This window comes from Streptomyces inhibens (assembly GCF_003389455.1).
GTDB classification, from domain to species: Bacteria; Actinomycetota; Actinomycetes; order Streptomycetales; family Streptomycetaceae; genus Streptomyces; species Streptomyces inhibens.
On sequence record NZ_QUAC01000310.1, the window covers coordinates 39,678 to 54,467 of the forward strand.

A 14,790-nucleotide genomic window follows, 5' to 3' on the forward strand; every position below is an offset into this window, starting at 1 on the left:
GCCATTCCATGATGGCCATTGCGCGCAGGTACGGCATCCCGCAGGGCGATAAGGGGCGCACTGGGTGTACTGGGTGTATGGGGCGTATTCGGTCCTCCCGGGTGGGCGTATTGGTCCTACCGGGCGTACGCGGGACCGACTCGGGTCACGGTCGTGCGCCGCCCCTGTCCCCCCGACGACGGTCCCGCCCAGGCTGCCAGCGCGTCCGCTCTCCCGTACCGCCGGGCGTCCGCATCGGCGGTACGGGTGGCCCATGCGACGTGGCCGTCAGGGCGTACGAGGACTTCGGTCACCCCGTCGAGGTCCGCGTGCTCGTCATGTTGGGTGACGGTCACGGCGGTGACCCGCGAGCTCCATCCGGCCCCGACGGCCTCCCGCAGGCCCGGATCCCCCGCGAAATCGAGCAGGACGAAGCGGCCGTGGGGGAGCAGTTCATAGACCCGTACCGCCGCCGAACCGGAGGCGGTCAGTCCGATGTCGGGCATACGCCGCCCCACCAGCGGATCGGCGTCGACGGTGGCGGGCGGGTAGGAGGTGCCGAGCGCGGAGACCAGCCCGGCCAGCCGGCGGTTGACCTCTTCCATGCCCAGCAGTTCGTCGAAGAGCTTGCGCAGGGCGGTCGCGGGGCGCCGGTACCGCGGGACGAGCGTCAGCTCCGCCAGCAGGGTCTGGACCTCGGTGTTCTCGGTGACCGCCTGCCCGACCGGGCGGCGCTCCGCGTCGTAACTGTCGAGCAGTCCGGACGGCGCCCGGCCGTTGATCTCGGCGGCCAGCTTCCAGCCCAGGTTCATGGCGTCCTGGAGGCCGGTGTTGAGCCCCTGGCCCGCCGCGGGGAAGTGGATATGGGCGGCGTCGCCCGCCAGCAGGACCCGGCCGGAACGGTAACTGGCCGCGAGCCGGGTGGCGTTGCCGAAGCGCGACAGCCACCGGGGCCCGTCGACCCCGCAGTCCGAGCCGCAGATCCGCTTCAGCGACGTACGGAACTCCTCCAGGGTCACCGGCTCCGCGGCCGGCGTCCGCATCCGCTCCGGATCCATGCAGACGAACCGCGTCAGTCCGCCCTCCAACGGGACGATCAGTACGCCACGAGCCCGCGCGGCGTCGAGAACGCCAGGATCCGCGTCCACGACCGCGAAATCCCCGAGCACCCCGGTCACCGTCTCGTCGGTACCGGGGAAACCGATCCCGGCCGCCTCCCGCACCGTGCTCCGCCCGCCGTCGCACCCGACCGCGTACTTCGCCCGTACGGTCTCGATGCCGCCGCCGGGGCCGCGTAGCTCCACTTCGACCCCTTCGGCGCTCTGGCTGAGCCCGGCGGTTTCGTACCCACGGCTGATCTCCACGCCCAGCTCGTGCGCCCGCTCCGCCAGCAGCGCCTCGGTGCGCGCCTGGGCCAGGAACAGGGTGTAGCCGTGCCGGCTGTCGAGTGCGGCGAAGTCCAGCTGGGTGTCCAGGGCGGCGAAGTGCCAGCCCGGCACGGTCTTGCCGAGGGCCAGGAAGCGGGGGGCCAGGCCCCGTAGGTCCATCAGTTCCATGCTGCGCGGGTGCAGGGTCAGCGCGCGGGAATCCCGCTGCGGCTCGGTGCGGCGCTCCACGATCCGGGTGCGTACGCCGGCCAGAGCCAGCTCGCAGGCGAGCATCAGCCCGGTCGGGCCGGCGCCCACGACGATCACATCGGTGTCCATGGCGGTGCCCCTCATTTATCGAACCAGCATTTAGTGAACAACGTTCACGTGAACGCCGTTCACTATAGTGAGGTCCATGAGCTCCCCGTCAACCCCGACCAGAGGCCGGCCCGCACGGCTCGACCAGGCCCGCACCATCGAGACCGCCCTGGAACTGCTCGACGAATCCGGCCTCGACGCGCTGACCATGCGGCGCCTCGCCGACGCGATGGGCGTTCAGGCGGGCGCGCTCTACCGGTACTTCGCCACCAAGCAGGACCTGCTGACCGCGATGGCGGAGCGGATGCTGGCCGACGTCATTCCGCCGGCGGAGGACGGCAACTGGAGCGAGCGCCTGACCGGCCTGGCGAGGTCGATGCGTACGGCCCTGCTCGCCCATCGCGACGGTGCGCGGGTGTATGCCGGTACGCACTCGACCGGCGCGAACACCCTGGGCTTCGCCGACGCGGTGATCGGCGTGCTGCGCGAGGCGGGATTCGGCGACGAGGACGCCGCGCGGACCCTCTTGGCGGTGGCCAACTTCACCCTCGGCCACACCCTGGAAGAACAAGCCGCCCTGCAACCGGGGAACGAGGCTCCCGCGGACGCGGGGCGACTGCACGAAGCGGTGACGGCAGGGACATATCCGCACCTCACCGCGACCCTGCCCGTGCTCACCAGCACCGATTTCACGGCGCACTTCGAGTTCGGCCTGCGGCTGCTTGTCGAGGGCCTGAAGGTGCATCGGGAACGGCAGGCGTGACCCGGTTCCACTCCTCGGCCCCTCGGCTCTTCGGCTCCTCGGCTCCTCGGCTCCTCAGCTCTCCGGGTTGGGGTGGTGGCGCTTGCGGTACAGGGCGATCGCGGACTTCGGGGGGAAGTTGGGGACGAAGGTGAGTGCCCCGTCAGCCTTGGAGATGACGAGGTGGCTGCCGCCGAACGAGCGTGGCTCGGTAGGGGGAACGTGGCGTAGATGAGGTAGCCGATGTCGAATTCCTGGACGTGCACGGACGCCGGGGTGCCATCGTGACAGCGGGGCTGGAAGCTGGTGCGGGCCATTACGAGCGCTTCCTCGGCGGTCGTCGGCACGGCGGTCGTCGGTGCGGCGTTCTCGGGCTCCGGCGAATCGGTCTCCGACACGCGTTTTCTCCTCATTTGTGGCCCGGCTCGCCATGAACTGGCGGCTTCGGTAGCAGCGGACACGCGCCTCCGTGGGGGTCAGGGTGCCCGATGGGGCGTAGGCAGGAAATCGCGGAACTGTGGTGCGCCGGCTTCCGAGGTCAGTCTGGTGGCGCGGGCGGTGAAGCTGATGGCGTGGTACCAGCCGCACAGCATGAGCAGGTCCAGGAGTTGTTCCGGGCTGAATTCACCGCTGAGTCGGTCCCACAGTGGGTCGTCGAGGTCGTGGTGGGTGTGCAGTGCATCGGCCGCATCGAGGAGCAGCCGGTCCCGTTCGGTCGTCCAGCAGGGGTCGACGCTCGATCCGTGCGTCAGGGAACCGATCTGCGCGTCGGTCAGTTCGGCGCGGGAGGCGAAGCGTGCGATGTGTACGCCCCATTCGTACTCGCAGCCGCACAGGGCGCAGGTGCGGTCGATGACGATCTCCCGGTCCCGCAGGCCGAGACTGAGCCGGCGACTGAGCTCGTACGAGCCCCAGCCGTGCAGCGCCTCGGCGAGCGGCACGTTGCGTGCGTACAGCCGGAACAAGGCGATGGGCTCCTGCTCGCCGGGCATCATGCGGCGCAGTGCCGTGGCAACCCCCTCCGAGGGGTAGGGGGCTTCGACCGGCGGGATCCGAGCGGTCATGTGTGTTTCCTCCCTTCAGATGCTTCGAATTTCGAAGCGTCCGAAGGGAGGGTAGTGTTTCGGAAATCGAAGCGCTACCCCTGAGTGGAGAGGAACGGCGAGCATCATGACGGCAGCACCGAAACCCCGACGTCCCGTCCGCGGCTCCACAACAGGCCGCCCTCTCATGGCTGCGCTCGACCTGTTCGGACGGCGATGGACCTTGCGCATCCTGTGGGAACTGCGCGGCCGGACCCTTGGTTTCAGGCCGTTGCAGCAGCAGTGCGACGGCATGTCCTCCAGCGTGCTTCAGCAGCGCCTCACCGAACTGCAGGAGGCCCAGCTCGTAGAGCGCGATACCGAGGACGGCTACCGCCTGACAGCTCTCGGCAAGGAAGCCTGCGATGAGCTGCGGGGGCTGCATCGATGGTCCGAACGCTGGGCCACCGCACTCGACCAGATGCCGCCCGGCGGGTCAGGCCCGAAGCCGTAGCCGTGCAGGGCTCGTTCAAGGCTCGTACAGGGTGCGGGCGCCACTGACTGCCCGTCCGTGAGTTCGCCCCGGTCTTCGCGATCGCCTGGATATGTGAGCGGTCGGTGGCCGAGCGGTCAGTGGCCGTGCGGGATCAGGCGCCCGACCGTCTTCCATACGGAGGGCATCCCCCGATGGACGGGGTCCGGTGCGATGGGTCCAGGCGATGCCGCCTTGCGCAGTGACGGGATGGCCGGGAGCTCCCAGTCGCACGGGGGAGGGGCGCAGCCCGCGAGTGTGGCGCCGTGTTCCTTCAGGGCGACGCTGACGAGGGTGAGCAGGAGCGCGATGTCGGCGTCGCAGTCGAGGAGTACGGTGATCCACGATGCCCCGGGCCGTACCCGGATCGCGGTGCTCAGCCGCAGCTGAGGGAGGAGGCGTTCGATTGCCGCGCGGGTGAGGTGCAGATCCGCGGCATCGTTGGAGTGGAAATGGACGATTTCATCTCCGGCTGTTCCGAAGGCGCGTCCAACGGCGCACCGGGGCGAGCCACTTACCAGGTTCGGCCACGACTCCAACTGGGTCATGGCGCGATCGGCCGCGGTCATAAGCACCATCCTTGCGTACTCTCTACCCCGTGAACCACCCCCATTCACCACCTGCTTGGGAAAGTGACTGTTCCGAGGCCTGCCAATGTGCTGGTGGCCACAGCACTGCGCCCCGGCCTCCTCCCCGGCATCGATGCGTACACCGTGAAGGTCAACGCGAAATTCCCCGGTGCCGGCCCGGCCCTGCGTGGTGTCATCTGCCTCCACAGCGGCCGGGACGGTGAACTGCTCGCCCTGGAGGCCGCCCTGCTCACGGTCGACGACCGCCGTCTGGCCGCCACCACGGGCGCACTCGCGAACGCAGGCCTTCCGGCAGACGTTGTCGATGCCACCCTCGGCGAGATCCTCCGCCAACGGCATCCCGGCCGCACCCACCCCGATCAGGTCACCGTGTACGCCCCCGTCGGCCTGCCCTGGCAGGATCTCGCGCTCACCTGGACGGCCCACCGAGAAGCCGAACGCCGAGGCCTCGGAACCGTCATCGACCTGCTGGGCTGAGGGCCGGACAGCCGCAATCGGTGCTACTGCTTGAGTCGACCGTGGGCAGCCGGGCAGCCGGGCAGCCGGGCAGCCGCGCGGCGGCGCTTGGCTCGCGGTTCGTTTGGTGGAATATAAGGGGTCAAAGCGGACTGCTGCGGGTCATAGTGGGGGCGTAAACGCAGTGACAGCGGCCCATTGGAGTAGGGGAGAGCGGGATGCCGAAGTACCTGGTTCAGGCTAGCTACACCCCCGAGGGAGCGAAGGGGCTGCTCACCGAGGGCGGAAGCGGGCGCCGAGCTGCCTCGGAGCAGGCCGTTGCATCCTGCGGAGGCACACTTGAGGCGATGTACTTCGCTTACGGGGACGCCGACTTGTACTGCATCGTCGACTTCCCCGACCGCCTGTCGATGGCTGCTGTCGCGATGGCGGTGCGAGCTTCCGGAGCGGTGCAGTCCAAGGCGATTCCCCTGCTGGCCGTCGAGGAGATCGATGAGGCGGCGAAGAGGAGCAAGAGCGTCGAGTTCCGTTCGCCTGGCAGCTGATCCGGTTCCCTGCCCGGCCTCGTTCCAGGCCAGTCTCGGTCCCGGCCCTGGTTCCGGTCCCTGTGCCTGCCCCTGTGCCTGCCCCTGTGCCTGTCCCTGTTCCGGTGATTGCTCGCCCTTCCCGGCGGACCTGACGGGGTTGTGGCCGGTGCCTGCGTCGTACGCGCAGAGAGGGGTGACTTGACGGCCATGGGAGAGACGCTGAACGGCAAGGTCGCGCTGGTCACGGGTGGTTCGCGCGGTATCGGGGCGGCGACTGCGCGGGCGCTTGCGGATGAGGGTGCGGATGTCGCGATCAGCTATGTGGCCTCGGCCGACAGGGCGGAAGCCGTCGTGCGGGAGCTGGCGGGCAAGGGCGTGCGCGCGTGCGGTCTCCGAGCTGATCAGGCCGATCCTGGGCAGGTCCAGGGGCTGGTCAGTGCGGTGGTGGACCGATTCGGCCGGCTCGACATCCTCGTCAACAATGCCGGTGTTTCGATCCCCGCGCCGCTCGGCGATTCCGGCGCCGACACCGAGGCCGTGGAGCAGCAGTACGCCATCAACATCGGTGGCGTAGTAGCGGCCGTCCGCGCGGCCGCCCAGGTGATGGGTGAGGGCGGCCGGATCGTCTCCGTGGGCTCACTCGCGGCCAGCCGTGTGGGCCTGAGCGGCTTCGCGGACTATGCCGCGACGAAGGCCGCCATCGTCGGCTACAGCCGGGGAGCGGCCAGGGACCTGGCACCTCGGGGCATCACCGTCAATGTCGTCCAGCCGGGCCCCGTCGACACGGACATGAACCCGGCGCACGGCGAACTCGCCCCCGCCCTCATGGCGCAGGTGCCGCTCGGCCGTTACGGCCGTCCGGAGGAGATCGCGGCGGCAATCGTCTTCCTCGCCGGACCGGCCGCGTCCTACATCACGGGCGCGGTGCTCGATGTCGACGGCGGGGCCGGGACATAGCCCTCTCGCCCGTGTGAACCGGCGCCGAGCAACCCGAGGGCGAGGGCGTATCGGAGAGCAGGGCTCGGGTTCTCCGGGTGGCCTCAGCGGGTATCTGACGGAAGGTGGCCTGCACCCGAGGGAGGCGCCGGTGAAGGGCTTCGACTGGCTGTTTTCAGAGCCGATTGCGCACCGCGGGCTGTTCCGTCCCGAAGCGGGTGTACCGGAGAACTCCCTGACCGCCTTTCGGCTGGCGGCAGAGCGAGGAATCCCCTTCGAGCTCGATGTTCAACTGTCCCGTGACGGCACCCTGGTTGTCGCGCACGATGCGACTCTGGCCCGCATGGCCGGCTGCCCGAAGCGCATTTCCGAACTCGGCCGCGAGGAATTGAGCAGGCTCCGGCTCGGCGAATCCGATGAACCGGTCCCCACGCTTCAGCAGGTATGGGAGATCACCGACGGCCGCGTTCCCGTCATCGTCGATGTACGGCGCTGGGGCATCGAGTCCAGCCCTCTTCTGGAGCGGGCGGTAGCCGGCAGTATTCGTGACTACCCGGGGCCGGTCGCCGTGCAGTCCTTCGACCCGCTTGCCGTCCACCGCCTTCGTCGGCTCGTCAACGACAGGCCCGTCGGACAGGTTTCAGGAGCCTTGCGGTCCGCGGGGCGAGTAACCGCGCTGATCGGCAGCACCATGGCCGCCAACGTCCTGACATCACCGGATTTCATCTCCTACGAGCTCGATATGCTCCCGTCCCGATATGCCACTTTCTGGCATCGACGCGGCATACCGCTCCTGGCCTGGACGGTCAGTTCCTCGGAAAGCGAGGCACGCGCGGCGCAGGTGGCCGACAATTTCTTCTTCGACGGGTATCTGCCGACCGCCTACCAGCATTCCGTCGTGCCGCCGGCTCAGCAGCAGTAGCCCTGTCGACAGGCGTGCGCGAGCGTGGGGAGGACCATGCGTGTGTCGTGGCGGGGTTTTCGGGCCCCTGCCGTCGAGGAGTTCCTGGAAGCCGCCGATGGGCAGCTGGAGATAGCGGCCGAGCGCTACGTGCAGCAAATGCGGCACTTCTACGATGTCCGTGCCCGCTGGCATCGACGAGGCTACCGAACCAGCGGCATCATCGTGATCGGCGTCGGTGCCCTGCTGCCCCTTCTGGCCACCGCGTCCTACCCCCACAAACAGTTGATCGTGTCTCTGGCGGGTGTGACCGTCTCAGCGGTCACGGCGCTGCGCTCGTTCTACCGTTTCGACCAGTCGTGGATCTTGTTACGCAATACCGAGATAGCGATCAGCGAGGCGTACCTCAACTGGAAACTCACGCGCAGCGAAGAGGAACAAGCGCCGCACGACATTGATCCTGCGGAGCGCGCCGCTGCCACACGGGGGTTGATCGACGCGGTGATGCGGATTCGTCGCGACGAAGCGGATTCGTACTTCAACGAGTTGCCCACACCTCAACCCGGCGCGGATGTCCATATCTCGATTCCGCCACCCCATACGCGCCGACGGGCGTGATGACGGAATAACCATCTCGCCCGGGGAACGGGGAAACGGGGATGCGGGGGAGCAGGGGAGTGCGAGAGGCGGCGGCCGTCGGTCAGTGAGGGGCGATGGCCGTAGTGGGCAAGAGCCCGGCCATGAGGGCGTCCGCAGCCGGGGCGAGGAGCCGTCGGCCCTCGGCGACCGACTCCAGGCCGATGACGAGGGCGATGCAGATGTCGGCCGCTTCGACGGGTTCGACGGGTTCGACGGACTTGACGTGCTCGACGGGTTCGACCGGCTCTATGGGCTCGGCGGGCTCGACGCCGCCCGGGGCGCCGGCCTCGGCGAAGACGTCGATCAGCAGACGGCGCAGATCGCCGGTGAACCCATGGCAGATGTCGCCGAACAACCGGGCCTTCTCGTTGAGGAGTTCGGCGGTGTGCGGGGAGTCCCCCGCCAGCTGGAGGACCAGGTCGAGCTTGGCCGCCAGGATGCCGCGGACGCGCTCGGCGTACGGTGCGTCCTCGGCGGCCGCGGCGCGCCGGGCCCGCGCGAGGGCCTGGGTGTGCAGGCGCTCGGCGAGCCGGCGGAACGCGTCGTCCTTGCTGCGGACGTACTGGTAGACCGCTGACCGGGACACGCCGATCGTGGAGGCGATGTCGTCCATCGTGGTGCGTCGTACGCCGTACCGCGTGAGGCAGTCATACGTCGCGTCGAGGACCTCGGTGAGCCGGTCGGTGCCCATCGTCAGGCCAGCTTCTTCAGCAGTTCGGCGGCGAGCGGGGCGGAGGAGGACGGGTTCTGGCCGGTGATCAGGTTGCGGTCGACGACGACGTTCGGGGCCCACGGCTCGCCCTCCTTGAAGTCGGCGCCGAGCTCGACGAGACGGTCCTGGAGCAGCCACTTCGCCTGGTCGGCGAAGCCGGCCTGGGTCTCCTCTGCGTTGGTGAAGCCGGTCAGCCGGTAACCCGCGAAGGCGTTGGTGCCATCCTCCTTCGTGGCGGCCAGCAGCGCGGCCGGGGCGTGGCAGACCACACCGAGCGGCTTGCCGGACTCCAGGGCCAGGGTCAGCAGCTTGCCGGAGTCGGTGTTGACCGCCAGGTCCTCCATCGGGCCGTGGCCGCCGGGGTAGAAGACCGCGGCGTAGTCGGCCAGGTCGATGTCCGCCAGGTCGACCGGGTGCTGGAGTTCGGTGATCGAGGCGAGAGTGCTCGCGATCTTGTCGGCGCCCTCCTGGCCACCGTTGACCTCGGGCGCCAGGCTGCCCTTGTCCACGGTCGGTACGACGCCGCCGGGGGTGGCGACGACGATCTCGTGGCCCGCGGCCTTGAACGCCTCGTACGGGGCGACGGCCTCCTCGGCCCAGAAGCCGGTGGGGTGCTGGGTGCCGTCGGCCAGCGTCCAGTGATCGACACCGGTGACGACGAAAAGGATCTTGGGCATCTCTTGTTCCTTCGGGGTGGTGCGGGCCCGCCGGGGCCCAGGGAGAGTTTCGGGCGCCTGGCGTTCTGGAATCCCTGACGTTCCGAACCCAGATCGTCAGCGTGGTGATGTCCTCGAAGGTAGAGCGGACCTCCCATAGGAATCCAATAGGATCGCCTGTATGAGGGATAGGGAATCCAATGGGTCGGCGGGAACAGCGGACCAAGGACCCGTCGCGGGACCGCCCGACCTGAACCTGCTGCGCACCTTCCTCGCCGTGTACCGTTCCGGGTCCTTCACGGCCGCCGCCCGTCTGCTGGGTCTGTCGCAGCCCACCGTCACCACCCAGATCCGCGCCCTGGAACGGCAGCTGGACCGAGAGCTGTTCGAGCGGCTGCCGAGGGGCGTCGCCCCCGTGCCCTTCGCGGACGACCTCGCGTCCCGTGTCGTCGCGCCCCTCGACGCGCTCGCGTCCGTCACCGGCCATGGCGGCCCCGACGGGAACGGCCCCGCCGCGCCCGTCCACCTGGCGGGCCCGGCCGAGCTGCTCTGCGTACGCGCGCTGCCGGCGCTCGCGCCCCTCGTCGAAAGCGGGGTACGTCTGCGGGTGAGCACCGGCCTGACCGAACCGCTCCTCGACGGACTGCGCGCCGGCCGCCACGACCTGGTCATCGCCACCATCCGCCCACGCGGCCGCAGTCTGACCGCCGTACCGCTGATGGACGAGGAGTTCGTCCTGGTCGCCGCGCCGGTCTGGGCGGACCGCATCGGCGGCCCGGCCCGGATTGCCGCCGACGGCCCGGCGGCGCTGCACGGCATCCCGCTCGTGACGTACGCCGAGGATCTGCCCATCGCCCGCCGCTACTGGCGGCACGTGTTCGGCAAGCGCCTCAGTTGCCAGGCGGCCGTCACCGTCCCCGATCTGCGGGGCGTGCTGTCGGCGGTCACCGCGGGCGCGGGCTTCACAGTGCTTCCCCGCTATCTGTGCCTAGACGAGCTCGCCTCGGGCGCGCTGGTCCCGCTGCTCGACCCCGAGGACCCCCCGATCAACACGGGCTTCCTCGTCCAGCGCCCCGGCTCGGCCGACAACCCCCATGTCGATCTGGTCCGTGACCACCTCCTCCAGGCCGGCCGCACCTGGTAGTGGTGCGTGTGGAGGAAGTCGCAGCCGTTGATCTCGCGGCTGCCGACGCGGGCGGTGAGGACCAGCGCGTGGTCGTGACCGTCGGCGCCGTTGATCTCGCGTACGTAGCGGAAGTCCTCGAAGACCCGGGAGGCGCCGCGCGGGATCGCCGCGGTGATGGCCGGCCTTGCGGAATGCGTGCCTGCTCTCACCTCGTAGGCGTAGCGATAGATAGTGGTAGTCAATGTGTTGAGTAGACAAGAAGGCGATTATTCGCGTGAGTGTTAACGTGCCCAGATGTCTCTCAAGTACGCGCTCCTCGCGGCCCTGCTGGAAGGTGAGGCGTCGGGCTACGACCTGGCCAAGGTCTTCGATGTCGCCGTGGCGAACTTCTGGTCGGCGACGCCGCAGCAGCTCTATCGGGAGATGGAGCGGCTGGCGGAGGAGGGGCTGATCGACGCACGACTCGTGCAGCAGGAACGCAGGCCGAACAAGCGGATGTTCACGCTCACCGAGGCCGGCCGGGAAGATCTGCGGGCCTTCACCACCGCGCCGCCCCGGCCCACCGCCATCCGGGACGAACTCATGGTCAAGATCCAGGCCGTGGACACGGGAGAGCTCGACGCGGCACGCGCGTTGATCGAGGAGCGTATGGAGTGGGCACGCGGCAAGATCGCCCACTACGAGCGGCTGCGCGACCGGCTCCTCGACGGGCGCAGCGAGGACGAGTACGTGCGCGACGCCGAGCGCATCGGCCCCTATCTGACCCTGATGCGCGGCCGGGCCTTCGAGGAGGAGAACCTGCGCTGGGGCGAGCGGGCCCTGGACATCCTGGCGCGGCGCTCGGCGGCCGCCGACCGGAGCTGAGGGCCCGCGGCGTCCCGAAATGCCCCTCCCGAAAGCGGCCGTCCCGTAAGACCCGTGCGTGGCGATGCCGTAAGACCTGTCAGTGGCGAGCCGTAAGAAGCAATGCCCGTAAGGAAGGCGGATGTTCGTGTCAGACGCTCCATATCTTCGGTATGTCGCGCTGGGGGACAGTCAGACCGAGGGCCTCGGCGACGGGGACGACCGCGCGGGCCTGCGGGGCTGGGCCGACCGGCTGGCCGAAGGCCTCGCGGTCACCACCCCCGATCTCCGGTACGCCAATCTGGCCGTACGCGGACGGCTCGCCGCCCACGTCCACGCCGAACAGCTCGCTCCCGCGCTCGCGCTACGGCCCGATCTGGCCACCGTCGTCGCCGGGGTCAACGATCTGCTGCGGCCGGGGTTCGACGCCGACGAGGTGGCCGGCCATCTGGAGGCGATGTTCGCCGCGCTCACGGCAGCCGGAGCCCGGGTGGCCACCGTGACCTTCCCCGACGCCGCGCGCATCACCCCGCTCGCCCGCCCGATCGGCTCGCGGGTCACGGCGCTCAACGACCGCATTCGCGCCGCCGCCGACCGTCACGGGGTGACCGTCGCCGAGACCTCCCACCACGCCGTGGTCACCGACCCGCGACTGTGGAGCGCCGACCGGCTCCACGCGAGCCCCCTCGGCCATGCGCGTATCGCGGCGGCCGTCGCCCACGCCCTCCAACTGCCCGGCAGCGACGACTCCTGGACACACCCCCTGCCCCCGCCCCCGGGCCCGGCTCCCACCCCTTGGCGCACCGCGGCCACCGAAGTCCGCTGGGCCGCCGCCTTCCTCGGCCCCTGGCTCGCCAGACGCCTCCGGGGCCGCTCCTCGGGCGACGGCCGCACCGCCAAGCGTCCCCAACTCCTGCCCGTACAGGCACCGTCCGGCGACGGCGGCCCGCGGGTCGGCTGAGTCGGGAACCGCCCGGGTGCTGTCCGGCAGTGCGGTTGTGGGATCCCGCCGGTGGCCGGGCTGTTGGTGCGCCGCTCACCGGTCACACCAGCGGGATCAAGGTGGTGGTCTTCTCTCCTGACGGGCGTCTCCTGGCGACCGCGGGCGGGGACCGGACGGTGCGTCTGTGGGGAGCCCGGGAGCCCGCTGCCCTGTCGTAGACCGAGCAGGACCGACGCGCCGTTACGAGACGATGTCCCGCAGCGGCTTTCCGGCCAGGTGGTCGAGGACGTTCTGTACGGCGGCCAAGGCGATGCGGACGAGCGTTTCGCGGGTGACGCCCGCGACGTGCGGGGAGAGGACGACGTTCGGGGCCTTGAGCAGGCGCAGGGCCGCCGTGGGCGGTTCGGGGTCGAAGACGTCGATGCCGGCGCCGGCAAGGGTGCCGGATGCCAGGGCGTCCGCGAGGGCGTCCTGGTCGATGAGGGCGCCACGGGCGGTGTTGATAACGAAGGCGGTGGGCTTGAGGAGGGCGAGGCGCTCGGCGTCGAGGAGGTTACGGGTCTGCTCGGTGAGCGGGGCGTGCAGGGTGATGTAGTCGGATGTGCGGAGCAGTTCGTCGAGGTCCAGACGGCGGGCGCCGCCGAGACGGGCCTCGGTCTCCGGGCCGGCGGACTTCGGTCCGGTGTAGACGATGTTCATGTCGAACGCGACGGCGCGGCGGGCGACTTCCGCACCGATGTGGCCGAGGCCGATGATGCCGAGGGTCTTGCCGGACAGCTCGGTGATGGACTGCTGTAGGCGCGGCAGGGCCCAGTCGGCCTCGACAAGGGCTGTGTGGGCCGGGACCAGTTGCTTGGCGAGAGCGAGCATGAGGGCGAAGGTCTGCTCGGCGACGTTCTGTTTCTCCGCGCCGCTGGAGCCGATGTTGCAGACCGGGATTCCCCTGCCGCGGGCCGCGTCCAGGTCGACGTACTCGAAGCCGTGGCTGGCGCACTGGACGAGCTCCAAGTGCCGTGCGGTGGCGAGGTGTTCGGCGGTGACCGGGCCCAGGCCGGTGATGATGATCTGCGCGTCGCGCAGGGCCGCGGGGTCCTCGTCGGCCGTCTCGACGACGGTGACGTGCGCCTGCTCGGGGAAGACACCGGCGAGCGCGGCGCCGGCGGTGCGGCCGCCCACGTGCGGGGACACGATGGCGAGGATGTTCTTCACGTCGCTCGTCCCGGCGTTGGTCCCTGTGCGCGTCCCGGCGTTCGTTTCCGTCCTCGTCTCCGTGCGCGACTCTGCGTTCCTGTCTGTGTGCTTCTCGGCGGTCATGCGGATTCCTTGATGAGGTCGTCGGCGGTCAGCGTGCCGGGGCGGGAGTGTCCGGACAGGGCCAGGGTGAGGTCGAACTCGGCGAGCAGACAGCGGATGACGTGCTCGACGCCCGCTTGGCCGTCGAGGCCGAGTCCGTACGCGTACGGGCGTCCTACCAGCACCGACTTCGCGCCGAGTGCGAGTGCCTTGAAGATGTCGTCACCGGTGCGGATGCCGCTGTCGAAGAGGACGGTGAGCCGGTCGGCGGCCGCTTCGACGACGCGGGGCAGGGCGTCGGCGGCGGCGACGGAGCCCGCCACCTGGCGTCCTCCGTGGTTGGAGACGACCACACCGTCCACACCGGCCTCGGCGGCGCGCAGCGCGTCGTCCGGGTGCAGGATGCCCTTGAGGACGATCGGGCCGTCCCAGTTCTCGCGCAGGAACGCCAGGTCGGGCCAGGTCTTCGCGGGGTCGGCGAACATCCCGACGAAGTGCATCACGGCCGCGTCGGGGTCCTCGTGGACCGGTTTGGCGAGCCCCGCCCGGAACGCGGGGTCGGTGAAGTAGTTGGCGGTGCCCACGCCGTGCAGGAACGGCAGATATGCCTGGTCGAGATCGCGTGGGCGCCAGGCGAGGAGCGGGGTGTCGAGAGTGACGAACAGGGCGGTGTAGCCGGCCGCCTTCGCCCGGTTCAGGAAGCTCCGGGTGACCTCGCGGTCCTTGGCCCAGTACAGCTGGAACCACCGTTCCCCGTCGCCCATCGCCTCGGCGACCTGCTCCATGGGCGTGCTGGAGGCGGAGGAGAGGATGTACGGAACGCCCTGCGTCGCGGCGGCCCGGGCGGCGGCGGGCTCGGCGTCCGGGTGCATGATCGACAGCACGCCGACCGGCGCGAGCGCGAGCGGTGCGGGCAGTGCGCGGCTCAACACCTCCACGGACAGGTCCCGTTCGTGCACATCACGGAGCATCCGCGGGACGATCCGTCGGCGGTCCAGCGCGGCCCGGTTGGCGTCGGCGGTGCTGCCGGTGCCCGCGCTGCCCGCCACATAGCCGACCGGACCGGGGCCGAGGCGCTGTGCGGTGAGTTCCTCCAGCCGCGTCAGATCGGTCGGCAGCCGTGGCACGGCGCCCGTCATGCCGTGGAGATAGATCTCGTACTGGAAGTCCGCCCAGTGCTTCGCCATCCGTACGTCCCGCCTCTCGTC

General features: G+C 69.8%; 18 protein-coding genes and 1 pseudogene. 11 read left to right on the forward strand and 8 right to left on the reverse strand.

What is annotated here, in order from left to right:
- Nucleotides 1-116: 116 nt before the first annotated feature.
- On the reverse strand, nt 117-1,685 hold the full coding sequence (locus DY245_RS33315; protein ID WP_128510884.1) for a monooxygenase: 1,569 nt from the start codon (nt 1,683-1,685) through the stop codon (nt 117-119).
- Nucleotides 1,686-1,761: 76 nt separating this feature from the next.
- On the opposite strand from DY245_RS33315, the gene DY245_RS33320 reads away from it, so the two are divergent.
- On the forward strand, nt 1,762-2,427 hold the full coding sequence (locus tag DY245_RS33320; protein WP_128510885.1) for a TetR/AcrR family transcriptional regulator: 666 nt from the start codon (nt 1,762-1,764) through the stop codon (nt 2,425-2,427).
- A gap of 455 nt (nt 2,428-2,882) precedes the next feature.
- Here DY245_RS33320 and DY245_RS33330 read toward each other — a convergent pair whose 3' ends face one another.
- Complete coding sequence (locus tag DY245_RS33330) at nt 2,883-3,470, reverse strand: carboxymuconolactone decarboxylase family protein (protein WP_128510886.1); 588 nt, start codon at nt 3,468-3,470, stop codon at nt 2,883-2,885.
- Between the two features lie 166 nt (nt 3,471-3,636).
- Here DY245_RS33330 and DY245_RS33335 point away from each other — a divergent pair, with 166 nt between their 5' ends.
- Nucleotides 3,637-3,942, forward strand: a complete 306-nt coding sequence (locus DY245_RS33335; RefSeq protein WP_128510887.1) for a winged helix-turn-helix transcriptional regulator — start codon at nt 3,637-3,639, stop codon at nt 3,940-3,942.
- Nucleotides 3,943-4,058: 116 nt separating this feature from the next.
- Here DY245_RS33335 and DY245_RS44900 read toward each other — a convergent pair whose 3' ends face one another.
- The gene (locus tag DY245_RS44900) at nt 4,059-4,529 is read right to left on the reverse strand and encodes a luciferase domain-containing protein (RefSeq protein WP_181923989.1); all 471 of its coding nucleotides are present in this window, start codon (nt 4,527-4,529) and stop codon (nt 4,059-4,061) included.
- A gap of 93 nt (nt 4,530-4,622) precedes the next feature.
- Between DY245_RS44900 and DY245_RS33345 the strand changes: the two genes are divergently transcribed.
- The 5 genes from DY245_RS33345 (at nt 4,623) to DY245_RS33365 (ending at nt 7,988) form a co-directional block, all read left to right on the forward strand.
- Nucleotides 4,623-5,027 (forward strand): hypothetical protein, encoded by a 405-nt coding sequence (locus DY245_RS33345; protein ID WP_425329472.1) that lies wholly within the window; start codon nt 4,623-4,625, stop codon nt 5,025-5,027.
- A gap of 197 nt (nt 5,028-5,224) precedes the next feature.
- Nucleotides 5,225-5,551, forward strand: a complete 327-nt coding sequence (locus DY245_RS33350; protein ID WP_128510889.1) for a GYD domain-containing protein — start codon at nt 5,225-5,227, stop codon at nt 5,549-5,551.
- 189 nt (nt 5,552-5,740) lie between these two features.
- Nucleotides 5,741-6,490 carry an SDR family NAD(P)-dependent oxidoreductase gene (locus DY245_RS33355; RefSeq protein ID WP_128510890.1) on the forward strand — a complete coding sequence of 250 codons (750 nt, stop codon included), beginning with the start codon at nt 5,741-5,743 and terminating at the stop codon, nt 6,488-6,490.
- Between the two features lie 130 nt (nt 6,491-6,620).
- Entirely contained in the window at nt 6,621-7,391 is a 771-nt protein-coding gene (locus tag DY245_RS33360; protein WP_220377982.1) for a glycerophosphodiester phosphodiesterase family protein, read from the forward strand.
- 36 nt (nt 7,392-7,427) lie between these two features.
- Entirely contained in the window at nt 7,428-7,988 is a 561-nt protein-coding gene (locus DY245_RS33365; RefSeq protein WP_128510892.1) for a DUF4231 domain-containing protein, read from the forward strand.
- Nucleotides 7,989-8,070: 82 nt separating this feature from the next.
- On the opposite strand, the gene DY245_RS33370 is transcribed toward DY245_RS33365, so the two are convergent.
- Together DY245_RS33370 and DY245_RS33375 are read right to left on the reverse strand one after the other, a co-directional pair.
- A complete protein-coding gene (locus DY245_RS33370) occupies nt 8,071-8,700 on the reverse strand; it encodes a TetR/AcrR family transcriptional regulator (protein WP_128510893.1) in 630 nt (209 codons plus the stop codon).
- Nucleotides 8,701-8,702: 2 nt separating this feature from the next.
- Nucleotides 8,703-9,398 carry a type 1 glutamine amidotransferase domain-containing protein gene (locus tag DY245_RS33375; protein WP_128510894.1) on the reverse strand — a complete coding sequence of 232 codons (696 nt, stop codon included), beginning with the start codon at nt 9,396-9,398 and terminating at the stop codon, nt 8,703-8,705.
- Between the two features lie 160 nt (nt 9,399-9,558).
- On the opposite strand from DY245_RS33375, the gene DY245_RS33380 reads away from it, so the two are divergent.
- Nucleotides 9,559-10,521, forward strand: coding sequence for a LysR family transcriptional regulator (locus tag DY245_RS33380; RefSeq protein ID WP_128510895.1), 963 nt, complete (start codon nt 9,559-9,561; stop codon nt 10,519-10,521).
- A gap of 8 nt (nt 10,522-10,529) precedes the next feature.
- Here the strand turns inward: DY245_RS33380 and DY245_RS47145 are convergent.
- Nucleotides 10,530-10,682, reverse strand: a pseudogene (locus DY245_RS47145) (nuclear transport factor 2 family protein); the annotation flags it as partial.
- A gap of 115 nt (nt 10,683-10,797) precedes the next feature.
- On the opposite strand from DY245_RS47145, the gene DY245_RS33390 reads away from it, so the two are divergent.
- The 3 genes from DY245_RS33390 (at nt 10,798) to DY245_RS47150 (ending at nt 12,507) form a co-directional block, all read left to right on the forward strand.
- Nucleotides 10,798-11,367, forward strand: coding sequence for a PadR family transcriptional regulator (locus DY245_RS33390; RefSeq protein WP_128510896.1), 570 nt, complete (start codon nt 10,798-10,800; stop codon nt 11,365-11,367).
- A gap of 121 nt (nt 11,368-11,488) precedes the next feature.
- A complete protein-coding gene (locus tag DY245_RS33395) occupies nt 11,489-12,307 on the forward strand; it encodes an SGNH/GDSL hydrolase family protein (RefSeq protein WP_128510897.1) in 819 nt (272 codons plus the stop codon).
- 29 nt (nt 12,308-12,336) lie between these two features.
- Nucleotides 12,337-12,507: a WD40 repeat domain-containing protein gene (locus DY245_RS47150; RefSeq protein WP_342354240.1), complete on the forward strand. Its 171-nt coding sequence runs from the start codon at nt 12,337-12,339 to the stop codon at nt 12,505-12,507.
- A 22-nt stretch (nt 12,508-12,529) separates the two neighbouring features.
- Here the strand turns inward: DY245_RS47150 and DY245_RS33405 are convergent, their stop codons facing one another.
- Together DY245_RS33405 and DY245_RS33410 are read right to left on the reverse strand one after the other, a co-directional pair.
- Nucleotides 12,530-13,603 carry a 2-hydroxyacid dehydrogenase gene (locus DY245_RS33405; RefSeq protein ID WP_128510898.1) on the reverse strand — a complete coding sequence of 358 codons (1,074 nt, stop codon included), beginning with the start codon at nt 13,601-13,603 and terminating at the stop codon, nt 12,530-12,532.
- A complete protein-coding gene (locus DY245_RS33410; RefSeq protein ID WP_128510899.1) occupies nt 13,600-14,769 on the reverse strand; it encodes a lactate 2-monooxygenase in 1,170 nt (389 codons plus the stop codon). The genes DY245_RS33405 and DY245_RS33410 overlap by 4 nt, the downstream gene beginning before the upstream one ends.
- Nucleotides 14,770-14,790: the final 21 nt, after the last annotated feature.